This is a genomic window from Pseudomonas sp. B40(2017) (genome assembly GCF_002112855.1).
GTDB lineage: Bacteria > Pseudomonadota > Gammaproteobacteria > Pseudomonadales > Pseudomonadaceae > Aquipseudomonas > Aquipseudomonas pharyngis.
In genome coordinates, this window is record NZ_NEIT01000004.1 from 679,629 (window position 1) to 693,724 (window position 14,096).

The 14,096-nt window shown below is 64.1% G+C and carries 2 protein-coding genes; both read left to right on the plus strand.

Translation table 11 applies throughout. The features are described from left to right. Nucleotides 1-41 precede the first annotated feature (41 nt). On the plus strand, nucleotides 42-13,043 hold the full coding sequence (locus CAF76_RS13920; protein WP_085647590.1) for a non-ribosomal peptide synthetase: 13,002 nt from the start codon (nucleotides 42-44) through the stop codon (nucleotides 13,041-13,043). A 148-nt stretch (nucleotides 13,044-13,191) separates the two neighbouring features. Next, a complete protein-coding gene (locus tag CAF76_RS13925) occupies nucleotides 13,192-14,016 on the plus strand; it encodes an alpha/beta fold hydrolase (RefSeq protein ID WP_085647591.1) in 825 nt (274 codons plus the stop codon). Nucleotides 14,017-14,096: the final 80 nt, after the last annotated feature.

Consider the following 14,096-nt stretch of genomic DNA (forward strand, 5'->3'; position numbering starts at 1 on the left):
ACCCGATTCCACCAGCAAGCCGAATTCAGGCAGGAAACCTCATGACCGACGCGTTCGAACTCCCCAGCACCCTGGTCCAAGCCCTTCAGCGCCGTTCGGCCCTGACGCCGGATCGGCTGGCCTTGCGCTTTCTCGCCGAAACCGAGGAGCAGGCTGTGGTGCTCAGTTATCGCGAACTCGATCAGCGCGCGCGCACCATCGCCGCCGCGTTGCAGGCCGAGGCCGGATTCGGTGATCGCGCGGTGTTGCTGTTTCCCAGCGGCCCGGATTACGTCGCGGCGTTCTTCGGTTGCCTGTATGCGGGGGTGATCGCGGTGCCAGCCTATCCGCCGGAATCGGCCAAGCGTCACCATCAGGAACGCCTGCTGTCGATCATCGCCGACGCCGAGCCGCGCCTGCTGCTGACCAGCGCCGACCTGCGCGACGCCCTGCAGCAAATCGAAGGCGCGCCGCCGCTGTTGTGCGTTGACACCCTCGATGCTTCGCTGGCCGAACGCTGGGTCGAGCCGGCCCTGCCGACAGACCATATCGCCTTCCTGCAATACACGTCCGGCTCCACCGCGCTGCCCAAAGGCGTGCAGGTCAGCCACGGCAATCTGGTGGCCAACGAACTGCTGATCCGCCACGGTTTCGGTATCGACGTAAACCCCGATGACGTGATCGTCAGCTGGCTGCCGCTGTACCACGACATGGGCCTGATCGGCGGTCTGCTGCAACCGATCTTCAGTGGCGTGCCGTGCATCCTGATGTCGCCGGCGTATTTCCTCGGCCGGCCGTTGCGCTGGCTTGAAGCGATCAGCCAGTACGGCGGCACCATCAGCGGCGGGCCTGACTTCGCCTACCGTTTGTGCAGCGAACGAGTCAGTGAATCGGCGCTGGAGCGTCTCGACCTGAGCCGTTGGCGCGTGGCCTATTCCGGCTCCGAGCCGATCCGTCTCGACACCCTCGAACGCTTCGCCGAGAAATTCACCGCGTGCGGTTTTTGCGAAGACAGCTTCATGGCCTCCTACGGTCTGGCCGAAGCGACCCTGTTCGTCGCCGGCACACCGCGTGGCAAAGGGATTCCTGCACTGCGCGTCGACGATCAAGCCCTCGCACAGAACCGCGCCGAAGCGGGCGAGGGCAGCCCGATCATGAGCTGCGGCATCAGTCAGCCGGAACATGCGGTGCTGATCGTCGAACCTAACACCCTCGAAGAACTGGCCGACAACGCCGTGGGTGAAGTCTGGGCCGCCGGCCCGAGCATCGCCCTCGGCTACTGGCGCAACCCCGAGGCCAGCGCCAAGACCTTCGTCCAGCATGCCGGCCAGACCTGGCTGCGCACCGGTGACCTGGGCTTTATTCGCGAAGGTGAACTGTTCATCACCGGTCGCTTGAAAGACATGCTGATCGTGCGCGGTCACAACCTCTATCCGCAGGACCTCGAGAAGACGGTCGAAAACGAAGTGGAGGTGGTGCGCAAGGGCCGCGTCGCGGCGTTTGCGGTCAATCAGAATGGCGAGGAGGGCATCGGCATCGCGGCGGAAATCAGCCGCAGCGTGCAGAAAATCCTGCCGCCCGAAGCGCTGATCAAAGCCATTCGCCAAGCGGTGGCCGAGGCGTATCAGGAAGCACCGAGCGTGGTGGTGCTGCTCAACCCGGGCGCGCTGCCGAAAACTTCCAGCGGCAAGCTGCAACGTTCGGCCTGCCGCAATCGCCTGGCCGACGGCAGCCTCGACAGCTATGCGGTGTTCCCGTCGGCCACTGCGGAAATCGCTCTGGACTCGACGGCATCCGCCTCCGAACTGGAAGCGCTGATCGGCAAAGTCTGGGCCGAGCAACTCAACGTCAAACAGGTCAACGCCGACGATCATTTCTTCCTGCTCGGCGGCAACTCGATCGCCGCCGCCCAGGTGATCGCCAAGGTCCGCGAAGAACTGAGCCTGGAGCTGAACCTGCGCCTGCTGTTCGAAGCACCGACCCTGTCCGCATTCGCCGCTGCCGTGGCGCAACAGCAACAGGACGGCGGCAGCGCCCAAGGCGAAATCACCGCACTGTCGCGCAACGAAGCCTTGCCGCAATCCCTGGCGCAAAACCGACTGTGGATCACCTGGCAGCTCGATCCGCAGAGTAGCGCCTACAACATCCCCGGTGCCCTGCGCCTGCGCGGCGAACTGGACGAAGACGCCCTGCGCGCCAGTTTCCAGCGACTGATCGAGCGCCACGAATCCCTGCGCACGCGCTTCTTCGAACGCGACGGCGCGGCCCTGCAACAGATCGAAGCGGCGGGCGAGTTCAACCTGCAACTGATCGACATCAGCGACCTGCCGGCCAGCGAACGTGAAGCCCGCGCACTACAGATCCGCGAGGACGAAGCCCGCACCCGGTTCGATCTGGAGAAAGGCCCGCTGCTGTGGGTGACGCTGGTTCGCCTCGACGATGAAGATCACCAGTTGCTGGTGACCCTGCACCACATCATCGCCGACGGCTGGTCGCTGAACGTGCTGATCGACGAGTTCTCGCGCCTGTACGCCGCCGCGTCCCAAGGCCAGCGCGCGGAACTTGCGCCGCTGCCAACCCAATACGCCGACTACGGCAGTTGGCAGCGCCAATGGCTGGCGCAAGGTGAGGGCGAGCGGCAACTGGCGTACTGGAAAGCGCAGTTGGGGGACGAGCATCCGACCCTGGAACTGGCGACCGACCATCCGCGTTCTGCCAAACAAATTCACAGCGCCGCACGCCACAGCGTTCGTCTGGGGATCAGCCTCAGCGACGCCATTCGCCAGACGGCCCAGGCCTATCAATCCACACCGTTCATGCTGCTGCTCTCGGCCTTCCAGAGCCTGCTGCATCGCTACAGCGGCCAGCGCGACATCCGCATCGGTGTGCCCAACGCCAACCGTCCGCGTCTGGAAACCCAGGGCCTGATCGGCTTCTTCATCAACACCCAGGTGCTGCGTGCCGACGTCGATTCACGACTGCCGTTCACCGAACTGCTGGCGCAAACCCGTCAGGCGGTACTCGGCGCTCAGGCGAATCAGGACCTGCCGTTCGAACAACTGCTCGAAGCCTTCCCGCAGGCCCGCGAACAAGGCCTGTTCCAGGTCATGTTCAACCACCAGCAACGCGACCTGAGTGCGCTCAAACGTCTACCGGGCCTGCTCGCCGAAGAACTGTCGTGGCACAGCCGCGAGGCCAAGTTCGATCTGCAACTGCACAGTGAAGAAGACCGCAACGGTCGCCTGACGCTGTCCTTCGACTACGCCGATGAGCTGTTCGACGCGGCAACCATCGAGCGCCTCGCCGAGCATTTCAGCAACCTGCTGCGTGCTGTCTGCGAAGGTCCGGACCAAGCCATCGGCGACCTGCCACTGCTGACCGCCACTGAATACACTCAGCAAAACGCGTGGAGCATTGCCCCGTGCACCCCGGCGCAACAATGGCTGCCGGAACTGCTGAATGAACAGGCCCGTCAGACCCCGGATCGCACCGCGCTGGCGTGGGACGGCGGCAGCCTGGACTTCGCCGAACTGCACGCGCAGGCCAACCGTCTCGCCCATTACCTGCGCGACAAGGGCGTCGGCCCGGACGTGTGCGTGGCCATCGCCGCCGAGCGTTCGCCGCAACTGCTGATCGGCCTGCTGGCGATCATCAAGGCCGGTGGCGCCTACGTGCCGCTGGACCCGGATTACCCGGCCGATCGTCTGGCCTACATGCTCAACGACAGCGGCGTCGAACTGCTGCTGACCCAGACGGCATTGCTCGACCGCTTGCCGGCCAGCGAAGGCGTCAGCGTGATCGCCATGGACACCCTGCACCTGGAGAACTGGCCGAGCCAGGCACCGGGCCTGCACCTGCACGGCGACAATCTCGCCTACGTGATTTACACCTCCGGTTCCACCGGCCAGCCGAAAGGTGTGGGCAACACGCATGCGGCGTTGGCCGAGCGTCTGCAATGGATGCAGAACACTTATCGCCTGAATGAAACCGATGTGCTGATGCAAAAGGCGCCGATCAGTTTCGACGTGTCGGTGTGGGAGTGCTTTTGGCCGCTGATTACCGGCGCGCGCCTGCTGATCGCCGGCCCCGGTGAACACCGCGATCCGCATCGCATCGCGCAGCTGGTTCAGCAATACGGCGTGACCACGCTGCACTTCGTGCCGCCGCTGCTTTCTCTGTTTATCGATGAACCACTGAGCGGCGAACGCACCAGCCTGCGCCGGGTTTTCTCCGGCGGTGAAGCGCTGCCGGCGGAACTGCGCAACCGCGTGTTGGCGCAACTGCCGGCGGTGCAGCTGCACAACCGTTACGGCCCGACCGAAACCGCGATCAACGTCACCCACTGGCATTGCAGCGTGGCGGATGGCGAGCGTTCGCCGATTGGTCGTCCGCTGGGCAACGTGGTCTGCCGGGTGCTCGATAGCGATCTCAATCCTGTGCCGGCCGGTGTGCCGGGTGAACTGTGCATCAGCGGCATCGGCCTGGCCCGGGGTTACCTCGGCCGTCCGGCGCTGACCGCCGAGCGTTTTGTGGTCGATCCGCTGGGCGAGCAGGGCGCGCGTCTGTACCGCACCGGTGACCGCGCACGCTGGACGAACGATGGCGTGATCGAATACCTCGGCCGCCTCGATCAGCAGGTCAAACTGCGTGGTTTCCGCGTCGAACCGGAAGAAATCGAAGCCCGTTTGCTCACTCAGGATGGCGTCGCTCAGGCCGCCGTGCTGGTGCGCGAAACCGTCGCCGGCCCGCAACTGATCGGCTACTTCACCGCCACCGACGCCAGTGAAGATCAGGACGGGCGAATCGCTCGCCTGAAAACCGCACTGTCCGCCGAGCTGCCGGAATACATGGTCCCGGCGCAACTGATGCGCCTGGACGCCATGCCCCTGAGCCCGAGCGGCAAACTCGACCGCCGCGCCTTGCCCGAACCGCAATGGCAGGTGCGCGAACACGTCGAGCCGGTCACCGAGCTGGAGCAGCAGATCGCCGCGATCTGGCGCGAAGTGCTGGGCCTGAAACAGGTCGGCCTGCGCGACGACTTCTTCGCCCTCGGCGGTCACTCGCTGCTGGCCACGCAAATCATTTCCCGCACCCGTCAGGCCTGTGACGTCGAGCTGCCGTTGCGTGCCTTGTTCGAACACAGCGAACTGGGTGATTTCGCCGAGCAGATCCTTCAGATCCAGGCCAGCGGCCGCACCAACAAGCAGCCGCCGATCGACAAGGTTGATCGCAGCAAACCGGTGCCGCTGTCCTATTCGCAGCAGCGCATGTGGTTCCTCTGGCAGATGGAGCCGGACAGCCCGGCGTACAACGTCGGCGGTATGGCGCGCCTGCGTGGCGTGCTGGATGTCGGGCGTTTCGAGGCCGCGCTGCACGCGCTGATCCTGCGTCACGAAACCCTGCGTACCACGTTCCCGAGCGTCGACGGCGTGGCACGTCAGCAGGTGCATGCCGAGACCGGCGTGCGTATGGACTGGAAGGATTTCTCGAAATTCGCCGCCGATGTGCGCGAGCAGAAGGTCCAGCAACTGGCCGACGATGAAGCGCACCTGCCGTTCGATCTCGAGACCGGCCCGCTGCTGCGCGCCTGCCTGGTCAAGACCGCCGAGCAGGAGCATTACTTCGTCCTGACCCTGCACCACATCGTCACCGAAGGCTGGGCGATGGACATCTTCGCCCGGGAACTCAGCGCGCTTTATGAAGCGTTCGTCGACGACCGCGAATCGCCGCTGGAGCCGCTGCCGGTGCAATACCTCGACTACAGCGTGTGGCAGCGCAACTGGCTGGAGTCCGGCGAGCGTCAGCGTCAGCTCGACTACTGGACCGCGCAGCTAGGTCGCGAACATCCACTGCTGGAACTGCCGGGCGACCGCCCGCGTCCGCCGGTGCAAAGTCATCAGGGCGAGCTGTTCCGTTTCGACCTGAGTGACGATCTCGCCGCCCGTGTCCGGGCGTTCAATGCGCAGAACGGTCTGACCCTGTTCATGACCATGACTGCTGCACTCGCGACCTTGCTTTACCGCTACAGCGGCCAGACCGATCTGCGTATCGGCGCGCCGGTGGCCAACCGGATCCGCCCGGAAAGCGAAGGCCTGATCGGTGCGTTCCTCAACACCCAGGTGCTGCGTTGCCAGCTCGACGGCCAGATGTCGGTCGGCGAATTGTTCGAGCAGGTGCGCCACACCGTGATCGAAGGTCAGTCCCATCAGGACCTGCCGTTCGACCATCTGGTGGAGGCGTTGCAGCCTCCGCGCAGCGCCGCCTACAACCCGCTGTTCCAGGTGATGTGCAACGTGCAGCGCTGGGAATTCCAGCAGAGCCGCATGCTCGCCGGCATGACCGTCGAGTACCTGGCCAACGATGCGCGGGCGACCAAGTTCGACCTCAACCTGGAGGTGACCGACCTCGACCATCGCCTCGGTTGCTGCCTGACCTACAGCACTGATCTGTTCGACGAGCCGACCATCGCTCGCATGGCTAGGCACTGGCGCAACCTGCTGGAAGCGTTGATCGCCAACCCGCAACGGCGTCTCAGCGAATTGCCGTTGCTCGATGCGCCTGAACAACAGCAATTGCTCGACAGCCTCGGTGTCGAGCCGGGCGAGCGTCGTCTCGATCAGTGCATTCATCACCTGTTCGCCGAGCAGGCGCTGGCGCGTAAAGATGCGCCGGCCCTGACCTTCGCCGGGCAGACCCTGAGCTACGCCGAACTCGACGCCCGCGCCAATCGTCTGGCCTGGGCCCTGCGTGAGCGCGGTGTCGGTCCGCAAGTGCGGGTCGGTCTGGCGCTGGAGCGCTCGCTGGAAATGGTCGTCGGCCTGCTGGCGATCCTCAAGGCCGGTGGCGCCTATGTGCCGCTGGACCCGGAATACCCGCTCGACCGCCTGCATTACATGATCGAAGACAGCGGCGTCGGCCTGCTGCTCAGCGACCGGGCGATGTTCAAGGCCCTCGGCGAACTGCCGCCGAACGTGGCGCGCTGGTGCCTGGAGGATGACAGCGCGGCGCTGGCCGATTACCCGGCCACTGAGCTGCCATTCATCAGCCTGCCGCAGCATCAGGCGTACCTGATTTACACCTCGGGTTCCACCGGCAAGCCGAAAGGCGTGGTGGTGTCCCACGGTGAAATCGCCATGCACTGCCAAGCTGTGATCGAGCGCTTCGGCATGCGCCCGGACGACTGCGAACTGCACTTCTATTCGATCAACTTCGACGCCGCCACCGAGCGTCTGCTGGTGCCGCTGCTCAGCGGTGCGCAGGTGGTGCTGCGTGCGCAAGGCCAGTGGGACGCGGAACAAATCTGCGGGCTGATCCGTGAACACCGGATCAATATTCTCGGTTTCACCCCGAGCTACGGCAGCCAGTTGGCGCAGTTCCTCGCGACGCAAAACGAGGTTTTGCCGGTCCGGATGATCATCACCGGCGGCGAAGCACTGACCGGCGAACACCTGCAACGGATTCGCGCGGCGTTCAAGCCGAGTCTGTTCTTCAACGCTTACGGCCCCACCGAAACCGTGGTCATGCCGCTGGCCAGCCTTGCGCCGGAAGTGCTGGAAGAGGGCGCCGGCAGCGTGCCGATCGGCAGTGTGATCGGTGATCGCGTAGCCTACATTCTCGACGCCGATCTGGCGCTGGTGCCGCAAGGCGCGACCGGTGAATTGTTCGTCGGCGGCGCCGGTCTGGCGGTGGGGTATCACGAGCGTGCGGGCATCACGGCCGAACGTTTCGTCGCCGACCCGTTTGCCGCCGCTGGCGGGCGCATGTACCGCACCGGCGACCTGGTGCGCCAGCGCGCCGACGGTCTGGTGGAATACCTGGGGCGGATCGACCATCAGGTGAAAATCCGTGGTTTCCGGATCGAACTGGGCGAGATCGAAACCCGCCTGCTCGATCACGACTCGATCCGCGAAGCCGTGGTGCTGGCGCTGGATGCGCCGAGCGGCAAGCAACTGGTCGGCTATCTCGTGACCGAGGTCGCTTCGAGAAGCGAAGCCGAGCAGACCGAACTGCGCGACGCCCTCAAGGCGCACCTGAAGACGCAACTGCCGGACTACATGGTGCCGACGCATCTGATTCTGCTGGCGAGCATGCCGCTGACCGCCAACGGCAAGCTCGACCGCCGCGCCTTGCCGGCGCCGGATCCGGAGCTCAATCGTCAGGATTACGTGGCGCCAAGCAACGAGCTTGAGCAAACCCTGGCGCAGATCTGGTGCGAAGTGCTCAACGTCGAGCAGGTCGGCCTCAACGACAACTTCTTCGAACTGGGCGGCGACTCGATCCTGTCGATTCAAGTGGTCAGCCGCGCGCGCCAGCAGGGCATTCACTTCAGCCCGCGCGACCTGTTCCAGCATCAGACCGTGCAGACTCTGGCCGCTGTTGCCAGCCGCAGTGAAACCGTGACCGCTGAGCAAGGTCTGGTAACGGGTGAATCGCGTCTGACGCCGATCCAGCACTGGTTCTTCGACACCGAGATTCCCGAGCGTCAGCACTGGAACCAGGCGTTGCTGCTGGAGCCGACTATGGCGCTGGAACCGCATCGTCTGGAGCAAGCACTGTTGGCGGTGATCGAGCAGCATGACGCCTTGCGTCTGCGCTTCATCGAGGTCAACGGCGCATGGCAGGCAACCCATCAAACGGTCACCGATGCCGCCGTGCTATGGCAGGTTCGCGTGCCGTCGATGGACAAGTGCACCGAGCTGTTCGCCGATGCTCAGCGCAGTCTCGACCTCACCCAGGGTCCGCTTTTGCGCGCAGTGCTGGTCGATGGGCCGGACGCTCAACAACGACTGTTCATCGCGATCCATCACCTGGTGGTTGACGGTGTGTCGTGGCGCGTTCTGCTCGACGATCTGCAAACCGTGTATCGCCAGCTCGATGCCGATCAGTCGGTGAAACTGCCGGCGAAAACCAGCGCCTTCAAGGACTGGGCGGCACGCTTGCAGGCTTACGCCGGCAGCGAATCCCTGCGTGAAGAATTGAGCTGGTGGCAGGCGCACCTGGCCGGCCCGAATGCCGACTTGCCGTGCGAACACCCTGAGGGCGGTCGCGAGAATCGCCATGCGCAAACCGTCAGCGTGCGTCTGGATGGCGAGCGCACCAGGCAACTGCTGCAACAGGCACCGAGCGCCTACCGCACGCAGGTCAACGACCTGTTGCTGACCGCGCTGGCCCGCGTGCTGTGCCGCTGGAGCGGGCAGCCGTCAGCGCTGATTCAACTGGAAGGCCACGGCCGCGAAACCCTGTTCGACGAGATCGACCTGACCCGCACCGTCGGCTGGTTTACCAGCGCCTATCCGCTGCGCCTGACCCCGCACAATATCGAAGAGGCTGCGGGGCAGGGCGCTTCGATCAAGGCGATCAAGGAGCAACTGCGCGCCGTGCCGCACAAGGGGCTGGGCTATGGCGTGCTGCGTTATCTGGCCGATGACGCCAGCCGTCAGAGCATGGCGACGTTGCCGAGTGCGCCGATCACCTTCAACTACCTCGGCCAGTTCGACCAGAGTTTCGGCAGCGACGCGCTGTTCCGTCCGCTGGATGAGTCGGTCGGCGCCGCCCACGATCCGCACGCACCGTTGCCGAACGAGTTGAGTGTCGACAGTCAGGTGTATGGCGGGGAACTGCTGCTGCGCTGGACCTTCAGCGCCGAACGCTACGACGCGCAGACCATCAACGACTTGGCCGATGCCTACGTCGGCGAGTTGCAGAGCCTGATCGAACATTGCCTGCAGGACGAGGCCGGTGGCCTGACGCCGTCGGACTTCCCGCTGGCAAAACTGACCCAGGCGCAGCTCGACGCACTGCCGGTGCCGGCGTCGCACATTGAAGACGTGTACCCGCTGACGCCGATGCAGGAAGGCATGCTGCTGCACACCTTGCTCGAACCGGGCACCGGTCTGTACTACATGCAGGATCGCTACCGCATCAACAGCGAACTCGATCCCGAGCGTTTCGCCCAGGCGTGGCAAGCGGTGGTCGCCCGTCACGAAGCGCTGCGTGCCTCGTTCTGCTGGAACGTCGGCGAAGACATGCTGCAAGTGATTCATACGCCGGGGCGCACGCCGATCGAGTACCTGGACTGGAGCGCCATCGCCGACGCCGAGCAGGAGCCGAAACTGCAAGCGCTGCTCAAGACCGAACGCGAGGCCGGGTTCGATCTGCTCAATCAGGCACCGTTTCACCTGCGCCTGATCAAGGTCGGCGCGGCGCGTTACTGGTTCATGATGAGCAACCACCACATCCTCATCGATGCCTGGTGCCGCTCGCTGCTGATGAACGATTTCTTCGAGATCTACACCGCCCTCGGCGAAGGTCGCGAAGCACAATTGGCGGTGCCGCCGCGTTATCGCGATTACATCGGCTGGCTGCAACGCCAGAGCCTGGCCGAAGCGCGTCAGTGGTGGCAGCAGAACCTGCAGGGGTTCGAGCGCACCACGCCGATCCCGAGTGACCGTCCGTTCCTGCGTGAGCACGCCGGCGAAAGCGGCGGCATGATCGTCGGCGATCGCTACACCCGACTGAATGTCGAGGACGGCGCCCGTCTGCGTGAGCTGGCCCAGGCCCATCAGCTGACCATCAACACCTTCGCCCAGGCGGCGTGGGCGCTGGTGCTGCGCCGCATGAGCGGAGATCGCGACGTGCTGTTCGGCGTGACCGTGGCCGGTCGCCCGGTGGAAATGCCGGAGATGCAACGCACCGTCGGCCTGTTCATCAACAGCATCGCGCTGCGGGTGCAGATCCCGGCGGACGATCAGCGTGTCAGCGTGCGCCAGTGGTTGAGCGGTCTGCTCGACAGCAACATGCAACTGCGCGAGTACGAATACCTGCCACTGGTGAACATTCAGGAGCAGAGCGAACTGCCGAAAGGCCAACCACTGTTCGACAGCCTGTTCGTGTTCGAAAACGCCCCGGTGGAAGTGTCGGTACTGGACCGTGCGCAGAGCCTCAATGCGACCTCGGACTCGGGCCGTACCCACACCAACTTCCCGCTGACCGCCGTTTGCTATCCGGGTGACGACCTCGGTCTGCATCTGTCCTACGACCAGCGTTACTTCGACGAGTCGACCATCGAGCGCATGCTCGGCGAGTTCAAGCGTCTGTTGCTGGCGCTGGTCGAGGGTTTCCATGGCGACATGGCCGACCTGCCGCTGCTGGGCCAAGAGGAACAGGACTTCCTGCTCCACGGCTGCAACCAGAGTGAGCACGACTATCCGCTGGAGCAGAGCTACGTCGAACTGTTCGAAGCGCAGGTCGCGCAACATCCGCAACGCATCGCCGCCAGTTGCCTCGATCAGCAACTGAGCTATGCCGAGCTGAACCAGAACGCCAACTGTCTCGGTCATGCACTGGTCGCGGCCGAAGTGCAGATGGATCAACCGGTGGCGTTGCTGGGTGAACGGAATCTGGATCTACTGGGCATGATCATCGGCAGCTTCAAGGCCGGTGCCGGTTACCTGCCGCTGGATCCGGGCCTGCCGAGCCAGCGTCTGCAGCGGATCATCGAGCTCAGCCGCACGCCGGTGCTGGTGTGCACCGAGGCTTGCCGTGAACAGGCGACGACCTTGCTGGATGAGTTCAGCTGCGCCAACCGCCCACGCTTGCTGGTGTGGGAGGAGGTTCAGGTCGGCGCGGTATCGTCGGCGAATCCGGGCATCTTCAGCGGCCCGGACAATCTGGCCTACGTGATCTACACCTCGGGCTCCACCGGATTGCCGAAAGGCGTGATGGTCGAGCAGCGCGGCATGCTCAACAACCAGTTGAGCAAGGTGCCGTACCTGAACCTGAGCGACGCCGATGTGATCGCCCAGACCGCTTCGCAAAGTTTCGACATTTCGGTCTGGCAATTCCTCGCCGCGCCGCTGTTCGGGGCGCGGGTGGACATCGTGCCGAACACCATCGCCCACGATCCGCAAGGTCTGCTGGTGCATGTGCAGCAGCAGGGCATCACCGTGCTGGAAAGCGTGCCGTCGTTGATTCAGGGCATGCTCGCTTCGGATCGCCTGAGCCTCGACGGGCTGCGCTGGATGTTGCCGACCGGTGAAGCAATGCCGCCGGAACTGGCGCATCAATGGCTGCTGCGTTATCCGGAGATCGGTCTGGTCAACGCCTATGGCCCGGCGGAATGCTCGGACGACGTGGCGTTCTTCCGCGTCGACCTCGCCTCGACTCGCGGCAGTTACCTGCCGATCGGTACGCCGACCGACAACAATTTGCTGTACCTGCTCGACGGCGCGCTGGATCTGGTGCCGCTAGGTGCGGTGGGCGAGTTGTGCGTGGCGGGCACCGGGGTCGGTCGTGGTTATGTCAGCGATCCGCTGCGCACCGCGCCGGTGTTTGTGCCGAATCCGTTCGGCGCGCCGGGTGAGCGTCTGTATCGCACCGGTGACCTGGCGCGCCGTCGCAGTGACGGGGTGCTGGAGTACGTCGGTCGGGTCGACCATCAAGTGAAGATCCGCGGTTACCGGATCGAACTGGGTGAAATCGAGGCGCGTCTGCACGAGCAACCGGAAGTCCGTGACGGCGCGGTCGGCGTGCAGGAAGGCGTCAATGGCAAGCATCTGGTCGGCTATCTGGTCGCCTCCGATTCTGCACTGAACCAAAGCGAACGGCTGGAGCGAATCAAGCAGCGCCTGCGCGCCGAACTGCCGGAATACATGGTGCCGCTGCACTGGTTGTGGCTCGACCGCTTGCCGCTCAACGCCAACGGCAAACTCGACCGCAAGGCCTTGCCGGCGCTGGAGATCGGCCAGCTGCAGAGCCAGGATTACCTGGCGCCGCGCAGCGAACTGGAACAGACCCTGGCCGATGTCTGGGCCGAGGTGCTGAAGGTCGAGAAGGTCGGGGTACGCGACAACTTCTTCGAACTCGGCGGCCATTCGCTGCTCGCCACGCAAATCGCCTCGCGGGTGCAGAAAGCCCTGCAACGGGACGTGCCGCTGCGAGCGATGTTCGAATGCAGCACGGTGGAGGAACTGGCCGGGTACATCGAAGGGCTGGCGGCCAGCGACATTACCGAGGAAAAGGTTGATCGCCTGAATGATCTGATGGCGGAGCTGGAGGGGCTGTAAAGCACAGCCCGCGGCAATGGCTACCGAAACATGAGTTTCGCTGTGGCCGTTGTCGCAAATCGGGCTTTGTAATCCTTTCATATCATTGACGGCCGAGGCGCGCCCGCTCAGTCTTCGTGCTCCAGTTTCTTTGCCACGGGGGTTATCCATGCCTTTTTTCACGGTTGACGGACAGGCGCTTCACTACATTGATCAAGGCACGGGCCCGGCGGTGTTGTTGGCCGGCAGCTACCTGTGGGACCAGGCCATGTGGGCCCCGCAAATCGCAGCGCTGTCGGCGAACTACCGGGTGATTGCCCTGGATCTGTGGGGCCATGGCGAATCCGGGCGCTTGCCTGAAGGCACTGCTTCGCTGGATGACATCGCCCGTCAGGCGCTGACCTTGCTCGATCATCTGGACATCGACCGGGTCACGCTGGTCGGGTTGTCGGTCGGCGGCATGTGGGGCGTGCGTCTGGCGTTGTCGGCGCCGCAGCGGCTCAACGGTCTGGTGCTGATGGACACTTACGTCGGCGTCGAGCCGGAGCCGACCCGCCAGTACTATTTCTCGCTGTTCAAGCAGATCGAGGAAAGCGGCGGGATCTCCGAGCAACTGCTGGATATCGTGGTGCCAATCTTCTTCCGCCCGGGCATCGATCGAGAGTCGGCGCTGTATCAGGATTTCCGCGCAAAACTCGCCGGCTATCCGGCCGAACGCCTGCGCGAGAGCATCGTGCCGATGGGGCGCATCACCTTTGGCCGTGATGACCTGTTGTCGCGTCTGGGCGAGCTGAATTCGGCGACCACGCTGGTGGTCTGCGGCGATCAGGACAAACCACGCCCGCCGTCGGAAGCACGGGAAATGGCCGAGTTGATTGGCTGCCCGTGTGTGCTGGTGCCGGAGGCCGGGCATATCTCCAATCTGGAGAATCCCGGGTTTGTGACTGAGGTGTTGTTTACCTTTTTGTCTGAACAGAACCCTTCCGTCGACTGAATCACCTTTCTGCGTCCCGCGCTACTGTCAACTCTGACAGTAGCGCGCTCTTCTTGAGCAGGCATTAAATGGTCTCGCCC

Coding starts and splice junctions, on each gene's coding strand:
- CAF76_RS13920 (WP_085647590.1), top strand. CDS start 42: ATGACCGACGCGTTCGAACTCCCCAGCACCCTGGTCCAAGCCCTTCAG.
- CAF76_RS13925 (WP_085647591.1), top strand. CDS start 13,192: ATGCCTTTTTTCACGGTTGACGGACAGGCGCTTCACTACATTGATCAA.